The sequence below is a fragment of the Paraburkholderia gardini genome (assembly GCF_907164545.1).
GTDB lineage: Bacteria > Pseudomonadota > Gammaproteobacteria > Burkholderiales > Burkholderiaceae > Paraburkholderia > Paraburkholderia gardini.
Genome location: NZ_CAJQZB010000009.1, coordinates 104,706 through 120,635, shown reverse-complemented (window position 1 = coordinate 120,635; position 15,930 = coordinate 104,706). Strand labels below are relative to the sequence as shown.

General features: G+C 61.3%; 14 protein-coding genes. 5 read left to right on the top strand and 9 right to left on the bottom strand.

Going from position 1 to position 15,930, the window contains the following annotated elements; translation table 11 throughout:
* Nucleotides 1-16: 16 nt before the first annotated feature.
* The 4 genes from mnmH to LPA37_RS09250 form a co-directional block, all read right to left on the bottom strand.
* Nucleotides 17-1,084, bottom strand: coding sequence for a tRNA 2-selenouridine(34) synthase MnmH (gene mnmH / locus LPA37_RS09265; RefSeq protein ID WP_229012364.1), 1,068 nt, complete (start codon nt 1,082-1,084; stop codon nt 17-19).
* Nucleotides 1,085-1,216: 132 nt separating this feature from the next.
* Complete coding sequence (gene selD, locus LPA37_RS09260; protein ID WP_229012363.1) at nt 1,217-2,281, bottom strand: selenide, water dikinase SelD; 1,065 nt, start codon at nt 2,279-2,281, stop codon at nt 1,217-1,219.
* Between the two features lie 168 nt (nt 2,282-2,449).
* Nucleotides 2,450-2,626: a phage integrase Arm DNA-binding domain-containing protein gene (locus LPA37_RS09255; protein ID WP_229012362.1), complete on the bottom strand. Its 177-nt coding sequence runs from the start codon at nt 2,624-2,626 to the stop codon at nt 2,450-2,452.
* Nucleotides 2,627-2,745: 119 nt separating this feature from the next.
* Complete coding sequence (locus LPA37_RS09250; RefSeq protein WP_229012387.1) at nt 2,746-3,672, bottom strand: LysR family transcriptional regulator; 927 nt, start codon at nt 3,670-3,672, stop codon at nt 2,746-2,748.
* Between the two features lie 119 nt (nt 3,673-3,791).
* Between LPA37_RS09250 and LPA37_RS09245 the strand changes: the two genes are divergently transcribed.
* From LPA37_RS09245 to LPA37_RS09220, 5 genes are all read left to right on the top strand, one after another.
* Complete coding sequence (locus tag LPA37_RS09245; protein ID WP_229012361.1) at nt 3,792-4,712, top strand: DMT family transporter; 921 nt, start codon at nt 3,792-3,794, stop codon at nt 4,710-4,712.
* A 464-nt stretch (nt 4,713-5,176) separates the two neighbouring features.
* Nucleotides 5,177-5,362: a hypothetical protein gene (locus LPA37_RS09240; RefSeq protein ID WP_228883678.1), complete on the top strand. Its 186-nt coding sequence runs from the start codon at nt 5,177-5,179 to the stop codon at nt 5,360-5,362.
* Between the two features lie 267 nt (nt 5,363-5,629).
* The gene (locus tag LPA37_RS09230; protein ID WP_228983312.1) at nt 5,630-6,271 is read left to right on the top strand and encodes an alanine racemase C-terminal domain-containing protein; all 642 of its coding nucleotides are present in this window, start codon (nt 5,630-5,632) and stop codon (nt 6,269-6,271) included.
* 433 nt (nt 6,272-6,704) lie between these two features.
* Nucleotides 6,705-7,472: a phytanoyl-CoA dioxygenase family protein gene (locus LPA37_RS09225; protein WP_267478162.1), complete on the top strand. Its 768-nt coding sequence runs from the start codon at nt 6,705-6,707 to the stop codon at nt 7,470-7,472.
* 618 nt (nt 7,473-8,090) lie between these two features.
* Nucleotides 8,091-9,461: an MFS transporter gene (locus LPA37_RS09220; protein ID WP_229012359.1), complete on the top strand. Its 1,371-nt coding sequence runs from the start codon at nt 8,091-8,093 to the stop codon at nt 9,459-9,461.
* Nucleotides 9,462-9,653: 192 nt separating this feature from the next.
* On the opposite strand, the gene LPA37_RS09215 is transcribed toward LPA37_RS09220, so the two are convergent.
* The 5 genes from LPA37_RS09215 to LPA37_RS09195 are packed head-to-tail and all read right to left on the bottom strand — an operon-like array spanning nt 9,654 to nt 15,797.
* Nucleotides 9,654-11,006, bottom strand: a complete 1,353-nt coding sequence (locus tag LPA37_RS09215; protein ID WP_229012358.1) for a four-carbon acid sugar kinase family protein — start codon at nt 11,004-11,006, stop codon at nt 9,654-9,656.
* Nucleotides 11,003-12,289, bottom strand: a complete 1,287-nt coding sequence (locus LPA37_RS09210; RefSeq protein WP_228983690.1) for a ribulose-bisphosphate carboxylase large subunit family protein — start codon at nt 12,287-12,289, stop codon at nt 11,003-11,005. The genes LPA37_RS09215 and LPA37_RS09210 overlap by 4 nt, the downstream gene beginning before the upstream one ends.
* Nucleotides 12,286-12,825, bottom strand: coding sequence for a VOC family protein (locus LPA37_RS09205; RefSeq protein WP_228983689.1), 540 nt, complete (start codon nt 12,823-12,825; stop codon nt 12,286-12,288). The genes LPA37_RS09210 and LPA37_RS09205 overlap by 4 nt, the downstream gene beginning before the upstream one ends.
* 25 nt (nt 12,826-12,850) lie before the next feature.
* Nucleotides 12,851-14,734 carry a TRAP transporter large permease gene (locus tag LPA37_RS09200; protein ID WP_229012357.1) on the bottom strand — a complete coding sequence of 628 codons (1,884 nt, stop codon included), beginning with the start codon at nt 14,732-14,734 and terminating at the stop codon, nt 12,851-12,853.
* Nucleotides 14,735-14,774: 40 nt separating this feature from the next.
* Nucleotides 14,775-15,797 (bottom strand): TRAP transporter substrate-binding protein, encoded by a 1,023-nt coding sequence (locus LPA37_RS09195; RefSeq protein WP_228983687.1) that lies wholly within the window; start codon nt 15,795-15,797, stop codon nt 14,775-14,777.
* Nucleotides 15,798-15,930: the final 133 nt, after the last annotated feature.

Genomic DNA, 15,930 nt, shown 5'->3' with positions numbered 1-15,930 from the left:
CAAGCGATGGTTTTAATCAGATGACAGTGGGCGCGCGGCTGTCGAGCTGGGCAAGCAGTGTTTTTGCCTGCTCGACGACATCGGCGTCGTTGGGGCGGAAAGTCAGTTGCAGCGCGTGCGGCAACTGCGTGAAATGCTGATGGCTGCTGCGTGCATATGCCGGGTCGTAATGCCGCTCGATCAGCTCGTGGGCCAGTTCGGCGCGCCGGTTTTCGTCGACGAGCCGCTGCCAGCCCACGACGCGCTCGCGGCTATGCAAGCCGATCATCCGTTCCAGCAGCGCCTTGAGCGCCTCGGGGTCATCGAACAGATGCGCGTAGTCGTGCAGCAGGAACGTCGCGCGATCCTCGCAGCTCGACAGCACCTTCACGCACGCACCCTGATGAAACGTGTCCAGCAGCGCGAGCGGCAGAGCCACCGAACCGATGCGCCGGCTCTCCGCTTCGACGAACACCGGCCGGCCTGGATCAAACTCGCGCAGCGCGCTGACGAGAAGGGTGTCGAAACGCTTTTGCGAGGGCTGCGGCACGCCTGCCCATGCGCCGAGCAGCGAGCCGCGATGCGCGGCCAGCGCTTCGAGGTCGAGCGTCTGCGCGCCCGCCTGGTTCAGGGCCGACAGCAAATGCGTCTTGCGGCTGCCGGTCGGGCCGACAAGCACGATGTAGTTCAGGGTCTTCGGAAGTGTATCGAGTGCTTCGAGCGTGGCGCGCCGGTAGCTCTTGTAGCCGCCATCCAGCTGGCGCGCCTGCCAGCCGATCATGTTGAACAGTGTCGTGACCGAGCCCGAGCGTTTGCCGCCGCGCCAGCAGTAGATCAGCGGCCGCCAGTTGCGTGGCCGGTCGGCGAAGCTCGTCTCCAGGTGATGCGCGATGTTGCGCGCGACCAGCGCCGCGCCCATCCGCGTGCCTTCGAACGGCGAGACCTGCTTGTACGTGGTGCCGACCAGAACGCGTTCTTCGTTGCTCAGTACCGGCGCGTTGAGCGCACCCGGAATGTGGTCTTCCGCAAATTCGAGAGGCGTGCGCACATCGATGATTTCATCGAAATCACCTGCTTTTTCGAGGCTGACGAGAAGGTTTTTCAAGAGGAAAAGACAAAGCGGCTCGGCGGAAAGAGCGAAATTATCGCATGCGCGGCCAGGCCGGGACCCAGTGTGATGCGTGATTGATTCGTCCCATGCTTCGGTCCGCGCTTTCGCGCGGCGTCCGCTTGCACGTTAAACGACTTCGAGGCGTCTTTCTCCGCTGACCATTTCGCCGATCACGCGCGCGTCGCCGAACCCGTCGGCATGGAACAACGCAAGCACTTCGTCGACCGTTTCGGGTGCGCACGAAACCAGCAGGCCGCCCGAGGTTTGCGGGTCGGTCAGAAGCGTGCGCGCCGTCGACGGCAGAGCCGCGTGCAGCACGATATCTTCGCCGTAGGCGGCCCAGTTGCGCGCCGATGCGCCGGTCAGAATGCCCGCTTCCGCGAGGTCGATCACGCCCGGCAGCCACGGCAGATCCGCGTAGCGCACGCGGGCAGTCAGATTCGAGCCGCGCGCCAGTTCGAGCGTATGGCCGAGTAGCCCAAAGCCGGTGATATCCGTCAGCGCATGCACGCCGTCCAGCCTCGCCAACTCTACGCCGGGGCGGTTTAGTCTGGTCGTTGCGCCGATCATCGCGGCGTAGCCGGCGGCGTCCAGCTGGTCCTTCTTGAGCGCCGCCGACAGAATGCCGACGCCGAGCGGCTTGCCGAGAACCAGCACGTCGCCGGCTTGAGCCCCTGCGTTGCGTTTGACGCGCTTCGGATCGACCACGCCGAGTGCGACGAGACCGTAGATCGGCTCGACCGAATCGATCGAATGGCCGCCGGCGAGCGGAATGCCGGCCTCGGCGCACACGGACTCGCCGCCTTTTAACACGGCCGCGATCACGTCGTGCGGCAGCACGTTAATTGGCATGCCGACGATGGCGAGTGCCATGATCGGCTTGCCGCCCATCGCGTAGACATCGGACAGTGCGTTGGTGGCGGCGATCCGGCCGAAGTCGAACGGATCGTCGACGATCGGCATGAAGAAGTCGGTGGTGGCGACGATTGCCTGCTCGTCGTTAAGCTTGTAGACGGCGGCGTCGTCGGCGGTATCGTTGCCGACCAGCAGATCGGGAAAGAACGGCAGCGGTGCGCTGCGCTTGAGCAGGTCGGCGAGGACGCCGGGGGCGATCTTGCAGCCGCAGCCGCCGCCGTGCGACAGGCTGGTGAGTCGGGGCGATTGATGGGGGCGGACGTGGGTGTCGGTCATGATGGCGCGATTCCTGGGCTTCGGATGGCCGCAATTATGAAGGTTGTTCGTGTGCGGCGCTGGGGCGCAGTTTCCACAGACAGGTCCTGACAGGGAAGCAAAGGTGTTGTCAGCCGCCGATCCCAGATAGGTGCGGCACCGCCGAAGCGGATTACTCGATCCCGGTATTTACGACTGTCGACGGTTGACTTCCTGCGCTTCGAAGATCGCGAGCGCGAGGTCAATCCGGCCGGGGATGTGCGTCTTCCCGTCGCGCGGATCGCGCCGGGTGTAATAGCCCGGACGCGGCTCGTGCAGGTTGTCGGGCCAGTTGGCGCGACGTCGTATGCGTGGTCTGGCAGCCATATTTATTGTGGGATTCGTTGCACGAGGCGCGGGCGAACGGTTGCTGACGGTGGCGGCTTCCTGCATCAGCGAACTCACCCTCCCGACCTGTAGCGGTCCTTCGGACCGGCAGAAGGCGGTCATTCGCCCAGTGTCTCGCGTAGATGTTCGGCCAGGTAGTCAATCAGCGCTCTAACCTTCGGCGGCAAGAAACGGTTGGGCGGATACAGCAACCACACCGGGCCCATGTACACACGCGCCTCGAATACCCAATCGGCGAGAACCTGAACCAGCCCACCGCGTAGCAACACTTCGGCAGCGGCAAAGTCAGGCAGGCTTGCAATGCCCCAGTCCTGTAACGCAGCATCGAGCCGCGCGCCCGCGTGATTGGCGATATAGCGGCCCTTTACTTCCACGATCTGGGTATCGGTACCACGCCGGAAATGCCAGCGATTGTCGTCAACGGTTTCGCCGAGATACAGGCAATCGTGTTGCGCGAGATCATGAGGTTCGGCCGGTGTGCCGTGTGCGTTGAGATAGGCTGACGACGCACAGAGCACCCATTTCACCGTACCGAGTTGTCGGGCTGCAAGATTTGGCGGGGGCGAGTTGGTCAGGCGGATCACGAAATCCACATCGTCGCGCAGGGGATCGACTTCGTGGTCAGCGAATACCAGTTGCACATCCACATCCGGCCACGTACGCAGGAACCCCGGAATCAGCGGATGGATGACTGTTTTGGCAAAAGCCGTCGGCGCACTGACGCTGACTCTCCCCCGTGGCTGACCGATGGTCTGCCCAGCCGCATCAACGGCGCCCGATGCGGCGCCAAGCATGTCGCGACAATACCGGTAAACCTGCGTGCCCGATCTGGTCACTCGCACACTGCGCGTCGAGCGTTCCAGCAGTCGTGTGCCGAGCGCTTCTTCAAGCCGCTTGATCTGGCGGCTCACCGTGGACGGTGTGCTGCCCAACTGGCGTGCCGCCACGGAGAAATTGCCCGCATCGACAACACGGGCAAAGGTCGCCATGTCGGGTAACAGCGCGAAAAGCTGGGTTGGATGCATGATTATCACGTTGGGGCGGAATTTGTGCGGATGCGACATAAAACATGTGCGTTCAACCGCAATTATCATTTCAAACGCAAAACTGGACAATTCAGACCTTGCCGATAACGAGGTCTGCCATGCGGAAACAAAACCGTCTACTCTGGCTGTCCGACCTGATGCTGCTGGTGGTCGCGATGGTGTGGGGCACGAGCTATGGAGTCGTCAAAGGCGCGCTCGCGTTCTATCCGGTCCTGGGACTGCTTGCGTTGCGCTTCGGGCTGACCTTTGTGGTGCTATCGCCCGCCTTGCGCTCGCTGCGGTACGTAAAGGCGTCAACGCTGGCGGGCACATTCGGCGCTGGCGGATTGCTGCTGGGGATTTTTCTGGCCGAGACGTTTGGGATATTACTGACACGGGCATCAAACGCTGCGTTTCTTATCAGCCTGTGCATGGTGCTAACGCCGCTCGTGGAATGGGCCCTCCTGCGAAGAAAGCCTTTGCGCGCGGAATGGGGCGCTGTGGCGCTATCGTTGCTGGGCGCATGGTTACTCAGCGGTGGCGTGGCCGAGCCGGGACCCGGTGACGCGCTGATTCTTCTGGCTGCGTTTCTCAGGGCACTGAATGTCTGCGTGACAAGGCGTGTCATGCGCGACGTTGCGCTTGCTCCGTTGGCTGTGACGGTCGTGCAGGCTGGCACAGTCGCGGGTGGCAGCCTGATCGCTGCGTTACTGTTTGCGCCTCGGCAGTGGCAACCATTGCCGACGTTGGCTGGCCACGGCATGTTCTGGGCGAGCATGTTCTATCTGGTGCTGGCCTGCACACTGTTCGCGTTCTTTGCGCAAAACCATGCAGTCAAGCGCAGCAGCCCGACCCGTGTAGCGCTGTTGATGGGAAGTGAGCCAGCATTCGGTGCGCTATTCGCATGCGTGTGGCTGGGCGAGCAGTTGTCGGTCGGGGCGTGGGTTGGAGGTGGTTTGATCGTCGTAGCCTCTCTTCTCGCGACGGTGCGTTGGGGTGCGCGTACGGTGACTCCCGGGGTCGTCGCGCAGCACCAGTGAGTGGCCCCCAGATGTAAGCGGGTTTTCGGCGGACTTTTCGATGAGGAAGGAGCCTGAGCGCAGTTTCCCCATCGCAGGCCACAGCAGCATGTGTGGCCATAGCAGTCCAGCAGGAAAGCGAGACTGTCCGCGACAGACTCATTGTCGTCAGGCTTCGATCGGATTCCACGCCTCGAGGACATCGTACAAACACGGGATACGCAGGCGGACCGCATGTGTCGCGATCTAACCCACAGTGCCAGACGGAAAGTTGGATCCGAGCCACCGGCCGCAGCGCGCACGTCTGCCTGCCAATTCGCACTGGTCGCCATTAAAAATCCAGTATTTTCAACTAGTTGTGTGATCGCTGACCGCGGCGCCACCGTTTGGCACGCACTTTGCGTTGATTCTCATCGAGGAGTGGGGACACCCTCAAAACAAGCTCTGACATTCCTGACTGACTCATTTACCCTTGGAGAATCGAAATGAACACGCTGGTAATCAAAGACCTTCCCGTAGCCGTTGAGATGGATCGTACTGCAATGACCGCGGTTAGCGGCGGCAGGTTGCCGCAACAGATCGTGAACATCATCCAGGCCGTTTCCGACTATGCAAATGACGCTCCTACCCAGCACAGTTTTACTGGCAGTGGGACCTCTGTGACGTACTAACAGAAACACGGTGATTTCGTAGCTCAAGGCCCCGCCAACGAGGGGCCTCTTTGAATTCGCTTCCGGTGACTTTATCTGCGCTGCCCCGATACCGACCGTTTCGCCTCAACTCGACATCTCGTCGCGTCAGCTGGATCTTCGGCAAAACGGCCCGGATATGAGCGGCGAACGCCACGACAAGCGCGGACGGCCGCGCACGATCGAACGCAATGGTGATGCCGAGGGCAGGCAACAGCGGCAGCTTGCATCTGGGCCCGAGGATCCGCAGTGCCTTTCGCTGACATGGGTCACGCCGATTGGGCTGAAGACAGAATCCGCGCGTTCGAAGCGCTCGTTCGACGTCTCGCACAACGAGGACTGGCATTGCGCGTGACGCAGGCCCGCGCGAGCGCGCACGTGCTGGCGAATATCGACGACAGTCTCACTGCGGTGTGTGCGGGTCATTTCCTGTATGGCTTGCGCTCATTTTCGGCCGACAACGGGATCACCCCGCAGTCGGCTCCCGTTCTTCGCGCGATCAGGGCGCGCCTGATCCAGGTACGGCCGATCGATCCAGGCTCGATCAGAGCCGATAACGATCCATACGGGTCCAACTTCGAGGGTGTTGCGCGAACCGGTGTGCTTGCGATTGGACGGACAAATGGTATGCCGCGCTCACGTCCTGACATCGACGCTCACGTCCTGATCGCTGGGCGACTCGCCCGCATCATTTCCGTCACGCTGGAATATACCGTCGTTGATCTGTCGGGCCATCCCGACGTATCGCCAGGCGACATGGCCACGATCGTGGGCGAGGATGGTGGAGCGAACCTGAGTATCCAGGATGCAGTGAGGGCTCAGGGCTCGTCGCCGCTGGATTTCAGTATCGGGCTGCGCGATCTCGATTTCCGGTATCACACGAGCGAGTGACGTTTCCGGGTTGCCGTCGCCGTCATTTTCAGGTCCTCGCGCAGGACGCTGCGTTCGCCGCAAGGAATACCCTTTTTCAGGTCGCAGACCTTGAGAGGGAATCGGGTCGCGCTATTTCTCATCCGCGGGCGTCCGGCTCATTGAATACGCTTTGGGGAAACCTGCCTGAACGCGTATCGACATTAGCACCGCAATGGACGCTTATCCGTAGATGCCGGCAACTTAAGGCGCTCACGAAATATGACATCAACATCACTTATACCTTCATTAAACAGTATTAGTTTCTATTTAATTGAACCGGCGGCTATCCTTTAATCGATGCACATCAAGGCACTGACAGAACACAGCTGAGTCTGTCTCGCATACTCATATCGTCTTATTCGGAGGTCCACCATGCAGCTAGCACAAGAGCAGCTTCGGCAATTCAACGAGGATGGTTTTCTCATTCTCCCGAAGCTCTTTTTCCACCGACGAGGTCGAAGTCCTGCGAAGCGCCATGGACCGCGTTTTCAGCGAGGAAAGCGCGGCGAACGTCAAGGAGAAAAACAGTAACGTCGTGCGCACGGCGTTCGGTCTTCACCTGCGCGACGAAGTCTTCGGCAAGCTCGTGCGGCACCCGCGCTTCGTGGAACCGGCACAGCAGATAGCCGGCCCGGATCTCTATGTCATGCAGTCGAAGATCAACGTCAAGGAAGCGATCACTGGAGAAATGTGGCAGTGGCATCAGGATTTCGCGACCCACCATCGCGATGACGGTGTGCCGGAACCGCTGGCGCTCAACCTGCATGTCTTTCTCGATGACGTGAATGAATTCAACGGGCCTTTGTACTTCATCCGGGGCTCGCATCGTGCTGGTGCGTCAGACGCGCATTACGATACGGTCACCACGAGTCACCCGTTGTGGGTGGTTCCGACCGAAGTGGTCAGGAAGGTGGGAGAGAAGCGGGATCTGGTTTCTGCGACAGGACCGGCGGGCACTGCGCTGATCTTCGGCGATAGCCTTATCCACGGATCACCGCCCAACCTCTCGCCCTGGACGCGCGCTATTTTCTCGCTGATCCTGAATCCTGTCGCCAACCGTTATACGAAAGACAAGCGACCAGAACATATCCATCATCGTGACGTTACGCCCGTGACCGCACTCGACGATGGATGCCTGACTGATATGTCCAGGCTGGGGGTAAGGAAAGCGACCGCGTGACTGGCGTCATACGGCCACGCGAGCAGGTCGATTCTGTAATGCCTCAGCCTGTCCGACATTACGCAGCCAACAACCGGTCGTCCGACCGTGCGACTCAAATCGTTGACAATGACTTCGCCTGAGCTTCGCTCGTCGCGTCGCATCACTCTGACTCCAGGTGGGGGATTACCCGGTGATCCTCGCTCTTGCCCTGTTTGTGCTTCAATGGACTCCTGGAGACAAATCCGCGAACTGCACAGGTAATCAGTTCTTCATATATTTGAACTGGTGATTGGAATGACAAGGAACACGTCTGTCGCACTTTGCATTGTGACGTTGATAGCCGTTGTCGTTAGCGTAGATTTATTGTTCTTTAAGAATCGATTCTGGGAACGGCTGATAGTGAACATCGGCATTGTCCTGGTGTTTGCCGCCTTCTATTTGAGATTCCTAAAGAGTCCGTAAGCTAAGCGCCGCGGCACCCACTGGTTGCCGGATAACCGCATCGGCGGCCGGTCTGGACGCAACGTCCGAATCATCGTGCCGCGTTCTCTGCCAGCCGCACCTTGCCGCCGCCGGAACCACGCATTGCGAAAATTGTCTATATCAGAATGTCGCCCTTTTTGTGGGGGATCTCAAATGGCTGCCACGCAATCAGGGGCGCTGCCCCTCTCCGATGAGGACTCCCGGCGCCAGCTGCGCCGCGCCGTCATCGCAAGCACGGTGGGTACCACGATCGAGTGGTACGACTTCTTCCTCTACAGTACTGTGACCGGCCTGGTTTTCGCGAAGCTGTATTTCCCCGGTTCGGACCCACTCGTCGGCACACTGCAGGCTTTTCTGATTTATGCCGTCGGCTTCATAGCGAGACCGGTGGGTGCCGCCATTTTCGGCCACTACGGCGATCGCATCGGCCGCAAGGCCACGCTGATCGTGACGCTATTACTGATGGGACTCGCCACGTTTGCCGTGGCCTTTGTTCCGACCTATGCGACGATCGGCATCTGGGGCGCTGTCGTGCTTACGGTGCTGCGCTTCATCCAGGGGGTGGGTGTCGGCGGCGAATGGGGTGGCTCGGTCCTGATGTCGATGGAATGGGCGCGCACGAACGCGCATCGCGGTTTCGTCGCCTCCTGGCCGCAGTTCGGGGTGCCGGCGGGACTATTCCTGGCCAACCTGGCCGTGCTGGCCATGAGTCAGATCTCCGGCAGCGGTTTCCTCATGTGGGGCTGGCGCGTACCGTTCTTCCTCAGCATCATACTGGTCGCGATTGGCCTCTACATCCGCCTGAATATTCTCGAGACACCGATCTTCGCGCGGCTCCTGGCTGAGCGCAGAATCGAGAAGACGCCGATGCTCGAAGTGTTGCGCCGCCAGCCGAAAGACATCCTTCTCTCGGCCTTTTCACGTATGGCCGAACAGGCGCCTTTCTATATTTTCACGGCGTTCGTCTTCACCTATGGCGTCACGACGCTGGGCGTGTCACGCGACCTGTTGCTGATGGCGGTGCTGGCGGCTTCCGTGCTCGAATTCTTCACCATCCCGTTCTTTGGCCACGTGTCCGATCTGATCGGGCGGCGTCGGATGTATATGATCGGTGCCGCCGTCGTGGGCGTATTCGGCTTCCTCTATTTTGCGATGGTCGACACCCGGGACCCGATGTGGATCTTCGCCGCCATCGTGCTCTCGCTGGTACCGCATTCGATGTTGTACGGTCCACAAGCCGCCCTGATCGCTGAATCCTTCACGGGACGGCTGCGTTACAGCGGTGCGTCAATGGGCTACCAGCTGGCTTCGGTCATTGCCGGCGGCCCGGCACCGCTGATTGCGACCGCGCTATTCGCTTACTACCATTCGGGCTATGCAATCGCGGTCTATGTTCTGGCGTGTGCGGTGCTCAGCCTGATTGCCGCATCGATGTTGGGTGATCACACGAACAAGGACATCTCGCGCGAATACGACGATGCGCGGGCCATGGGCGATAGCGAGAACGCCAGGCCGGCCGCATGATTAACCCGTTTGCCGCAGCGTACGTCCATACGCCGAGGTAAGTCGTCAGGCCGGGTTCAGCGCGCCCGCCTGGTGGCGTTGACGTGGCGGCCCACGAGCCTGGCCTTGTTGTGCACGCTGGTGAAGAGATCGGCCTCCGGCCTCGGATGCCATGATCTCCAGTTCGCTTCGGTCAGGGAATCCCGGGGCAGATCACAGGTTCGGTTTATTTGTCGTTCGACGGGCGCTTTCGTCGAGAAGACGTTCGAAGAAATCGATGCCGCCCATCTGACCGCCTTTGAGTGCGATCTCGATGCCATCCAGTTCTTCGGCGTCGGCATGTAACCGGCACATCGCGACGCCTTCCGCGATTGCGCCGATGTAAGACAAACCCCATCCCCCGAGTGCCTGTACCGCAAAGCTGGAAGTGTCGCCTCCCGCGATGCAGATTCGCCTTAACGTCATCGACATAACAACGCGCCGCACCAGTGCCGCACACGCGCGAGTCGTGTCGTCGCGACGGTTCGAAGTCTGATCGAACGCCCGGCTGGTAAACGTCAGGACGTTTTTTCCGCTTCGCAACAGCGTCACGATGTCGTCGAGATACCGGTCGAGCGAATCGGCGTCCACCTGGGCTGGATCGATCTCAACCCTGGAATACGAATGGGCGGCGTCGATCTGCCTGCTCGTCGTGGGCGAAAGACTGCCTGCGAATACAAACACCGGACCGGTCGAACGCTGAACCTGGAGTGCCGCCGCCGGCGATGCAATGGGTACGCTGCTGTCCGCGCTACGCGTCGCCATGGTCCACGCCTGCGCCACACTGCTGGGACCCACCGCGAGCAAGGGAACGCCGGCCGATCGTTCAGCCAGCAAGCGGCCGATCGGGGCGAGATGGGCGTCGTCCAGAACGTCGAAGAGCACGGCCGGACAAGCCGATTCGATGTGCCCGTTCACCTGCGCGTCGAGACGGCCGGACGTCGAGGTGTAATGGCGCCAGTCGATCAGGCCCATGCCGGGCAGCCCCTGATCCTGCAAATGAAGTCGCAGGTCGGCCTCCAGCATGGGCGTCGCGGGATGACGGCTCATCGTCGGATGGCGATCGATCCGCAGGACGGGCGGAGCTTCTCCACCTCCCGTCGAAGAACCGGCGGCGAACAGATTGCCGAATGCGCAATAGCGCTGCAGTCCGGGCTGCCCACCGATGACAGCCACAAGCGGATTCGGGAAGAAACCCCGCAGCGTCGACACGGCTGCACCGATGCTGCCAAGATCCGGATTGCTATCGAACGTGGAGCAGACCTTGTAATGCAGGATGCGCACGCCCAGTTCCGCGAAGCGGGCGCCTGCCCGCATCAGCGCCGGTTTCATCGCCGGCGGCGCCATCGCGCGCGCGGCACTGGCTACGCCGATCGCGTCGAGCGGGCCGGCGGCATCGAGCTGGGCATCGGTCGGCGGCTGAAAAAACAGCATCGTTCTCAAGCCCGCGCGCGCGAGATGGGCAAGCGTATCCGTCGCGCCGGTGAAGTCGTCGCCATAAAAGCCGTAGGCCGGACCGTCACTCATACACGCGCACCGAAGAACTCGAGCGCGGTCCGCAATTCGGGCGCGTCGTGTGAAAAGCGTTCGAGCGACACACCGTTCTGCACCGCCGACCACGCCTGACGCACGCTCAGGACGCCCGCAGCGGGACCATCCGGATGCGCAAGAATGCCTCCGCCTGACATGAACAGGAGGTCGTCTGAACCCATTGCGTCGAACGTGGCAGGCACGGTTCCGGCCCATTGTCCCGATGAAAACGCGGGCAACACCGCATCGTCGACACCTTCGGCGAGCGGCGTCGCGCAGTCTCTGGCCGAGTCGATGACTTCGCGGTCCGCCTGCGCGAATTTTCCGCTCAGACCATGAACGTGCATATGGTCGACCCCCGCAAGCCGCCACAAGGTTTGATACGCCTGGAATGACATCCCGAGCGATGGATCGCGCGACATCATGCCGAACCCATTTCTATGCGCATGCAGAACGAGCGGGGTAGCTCGCCGCAACGACTGGATAGCCGAGAATCCGCACCAGTTGACGCTCGCCATCACACAACCGCCGCCTTCGCGTTCAACCAGATCGGCGTGGCGGCGCATCGCGTCGAGATCGTCGGTAATGTTGAATGCGACCATGACGTTGCGGCCGGTACGGTCACGATACGCGCGCACTTCCTTCATCACCGCCCGGATACGCTCGTCCAGCGGCGCATGGTCCGGGTTCGCGCAGACTTCGTCATCCTTGATAAAGTCGACGCCCGCTTCGCACAAGGTCTTGACCAGACCCGCCGTTTCGTCCGCGCTCATGCCGACATTGGGCTTGATGATGGTTCCTGTCAGCGCGCCGCTCGCCACACCCGTCAACGCCCGCGTTCCGGCAATGCCCTGTGCCGGCAGGTCGAAACGCTTCCGGTACGCAGCGGGAAGCCGGATTGCCAGCAATCGCATGCCCGTGACTTCACCGAGGTCGTATAGATTGCCCGCGACGGTCGCGGCCAGCGTCGGCAGATTGGCGCCGATGTTCGCCACCGGAAAAGCGAGCGTGACCTGCGCCCGGCGCCATGGTCCCGTCACGCCCTGGCGGGCCAGCGCGGCGCTCGGCAGGCTCGGGCGGTGCGCCGGTCCGAGCTCGACCACGCGCGTGACGCCTGCACGACTGCGGGCGCGTAGTGCATCGGTTTCATTTGCCACACGCACAAACGTGCCGCTCGATTGCTCGCCCGCCATGATTTCGGCGACGCGCGCAGGATCGAGCGGCGTCTCGATCAGGTAGTCGGCCTCGATCAATCCGTCATCCCCGTGCGCTGCGTTCATAGCCTGCTCAATTCAGGAAAAGGCCGCACGGCATCACGTCCATCCCAGTCGAGCGACGCTGCATGAATCAGTTCGAACAGTTTGCCCTTCGGTCCGGCGATTTCCGACAGTTCGATCACCGTTCCCGGATGACTTTCCGTATCGAAGTACACGAAGCGCCCGTTCCTGCCGACATTGCCGCTCATCGCCACCTTGAAGCCCTGGCGTTCCAGGCGTTCGAGATCGGCATCGAAATTCGTCGTCCAGTAAGCGTTGTGCTGCAAGCCGGTGTTGCCGGCGGCGAGGAAATCGCGATACATGGACGGCGCGTCGTTGCGCGTCTGGATGAGTTCGACCTGGAGGCTCCCGGAATTGGCGAGCGCGACCGAGTTATGTACGTCGTAGGACTTTCCGCGATACACATAGTCTTCGATGGGCACACGCTCGTTGTAGAACCAGGGGCCGACGCCCAGCACGCGGCTCCAGTGATCCATCGCCGCTTCGATATCGCGCACGACATAGCCCGCCTGGCGAATCTCGCCAAAATAACGACTCATGAAAATACTCCGGAGAATTAAGGCTTCAGAGAAAGCCGGTCGACAGCCACGGCACGGCGGCGACCAGAATCAGGCCGGCAATCAACGCGCCCATATAGCCGATGATCGGCCGCATGCCGGCATCGGGGTTGACCTTGCTGATCGCGCAGGCCGAGTAGTAGCCGACGCCAAAGGGCGGCGAGAAGAGGCCGACGCCCATCGAAAGAATGACGACGATCGCGTAGTGGATCTCGTTGATACCCGCGAGCCGCGCTATGGGAAAGAGAAGAGGGCCGAACAATACGATGGCGGGAATGCCTTCCAGCACGCTACCCAGCAGAATGAACACCACAATCGACAACGCCATGAATGCATACGCGCCCCCGGGCAGATGCATCATCAGATCCGCGAGATCCTGTGAGAATCCGGACTGCGTGAGCGCCCACGCCATCGCCGTCGCGCAGCCGATGATGAAAATGATCGCACCCGACAACGTGGCTGCATCGACCAGCATGCGCGGAAGTTTTGACCACTGGAACTGGCGATACACGAATACGCCTATGACCATGGCGTAGACAATGCCGATCGTCGATACCTCGGTTGCCGTCGCGATCCCTTCGACCACAGCCGCGCGGATCACGAACGGCAACGCGAGCGCCGGCAATGCGACGAGAAACATTCGCCCCATTTCACGGCGGCTGAAGCGCTGTACGTGACGCAGATCTTCTTTCCGGTAGCGCATCCACACGACGAAACACAGCGTGACCGCGAGCACGATGGCAGGCAGCATGCCGGCCGTGAAAAGCGCGGAGATGGACAAGCCGGTCACCGAGCCGATCGTGATCAGCACGATGCTGGGGGGCACCGTTTCCGTCTGGGCACCCGCCGTCGCCAGCAGGGCGACAAGATCGCCTTCGTTCGCGCCGCGCTTTTTCATTTCAGGAAAAAGGACCGGAGCGATCGCGGCCATATCGGCGACTTTCGAGCCGGAGATGCCTGAAACAAGGTACATCGTGCCGATCAGAACGTAAGACAGCCCGCCATGAACATGACCGACGAGGCTGGCGAGAAACTGGATCATGGCTCGCGCGAGGCCGGCCATTTCGATCATCAGGCCCAGAAAAACGAACAGCGGCACGGCGAGCAGGACAAGGTGCGACATGCCTTCGTCCATCCGTCCGACTATCACTTCGAGCGGCGTGTAGGTCGTGAGACCGAGATAACCGAAGGTTGCGAGCGCAAACGAAAAGCAGATTGGCACGCCGGAAAAAATACCGATCGCCACCACGCCGACAAAGAAAATGATCAGGTTCGCTTTGCCGAGTTCGAGCAGGGCAGGCGCGACCAGCGCGATCCCCGCGGCGGCCACGGCGCAGACAGCCAGTGCAATGGCGATGTCGCGCATGCGGCTGACCTCGAACAGCCGGATCAGTCCGACGAGGAGCATGAGTGCGGCGCCGACGGGCAACGCGAGCGCGCGCCACGCATTGCTGATCTGCAGGGCAGGCGTGACGATGGCCGCTTCGCCCGTCGCATAGTCGAGCGCCGGAACGAACACAAGGACCAGCACCGCCACCGATAGGGTGATCGCAAGCGTGTCCACGAACGCACGCCCCTGCGGTGACAAACGGCTGACGAACGCCGTCATCCGCATATGCTCTCCGCGCCGCAGCGCGAGGACGGCACCGAACATCGACAGCCAGAGGAACAGGATGCCGGCGAGCTCGTCGGACCAGACTAGCGGCTGGTGGAGCGCGTAGCGGCAGATCACACCCGCGAACAGCACGAGCACTTCGGTCGCGAGCAGGATTGCGCACACCCCTTCGACCAGCACGATCAATGCGCGATCGAAGCGCTTCAGCCAGCGACGCGGGCTGCTGGCCAGTACGTCAGCGGACGCGGAACCGGCCGTCAAAACGTGGTTCGCCATGTTTTTTTTCTCCGGCAGGATAGCGGGCAACCGGGCATGGTCAAGCCAGCTTGCCCGTATAGCTCTCCAGAAGCGACCATGCCTGATCGCCAAACTTGCCTTTCCATTCAGTGTAGAAATTCGCCTGACGCAGCGCTGCACGGAAGGTATCGGGCGCGGGGCGATTGATCGCGAGGCCTTTGGACTGCAAATCGGCGACGGCGGCTTCGTTGAGCTTGCGCACATCGTCGCGTTGCCTGAGTGCCGCCTGATCGAACGCATCCGATGCGATCGACTGGAGGTCTTTGGGAAGCCGTTGCCACGCACGCTGGTTCAGGACGAACCAGAAGCCGTCCCAGATGTGATTGGTCAGCGAACAATACTTCTGGACTTCGTACAGTTTGGCGACCTGGACGATCGGTAGCGGGTTTTCCTGCGCATCGACGATATGGGTCTGCAGCGACGAATACACCTCGCTGAACTGCAAACTCGTGGGCGAGGCGCCGAGACCCTTGAACATGTCGATGCTGAGCGGACTCACGGGCACGCGAATCTTCAGGCTGTGCATGTCGGCCGCAGTCGTGATCGGACGCGTGCTCGTCGTCGTCTCGCGAAAGCCGTTGTCCCACATCTTCGGAAACGATTCGAGGCCGGCTTTCTGCATCGCCGCGCGGACGTATGCGCCGACCTTGCCGTCCATCGCGGCCCAGACCTGATCGTAGTCCTTGAACGCGAAACCGATGGCGTTGATCGCCGCGACCGGCGCGAGCGTCGACACCACCAGCGCGGACGGCGTGAACATTTCGATGCCGCCGCTGCGCACCTGCGCGAGCATGTCGGTGTCGCCGCCCAGCTGATTGTTCGGGAATATCCGGATCTCCATCCGTCCCTTCGATGCTTCGCGAATCTGGTTCGCGGCCTCTTGCGCGCGCACGTTCAGCGGGTGCGTCAGGGGCAGGTTGTTGCCGTACTTGAATACGAATTGCGGCGCATCGGCGCGCGCGATGAGTGACGTGCCGGCCAGGCCCGCGAGCGGTGCGGCGACTGCGGCGCGCAGCAGCGCGCGGCGGGTGAGATGGGTCATCCGGTTGTCTCCGATTATTTGATATTTGATGTAAACCCGGATCCCATCAAATCCCATCAAGCCCGATGGTTTCTTGTCGTGCAGGCTTGAATTTTCATGGGTACCTGGCTTACCCTTGCGGCAAGACTAAGGA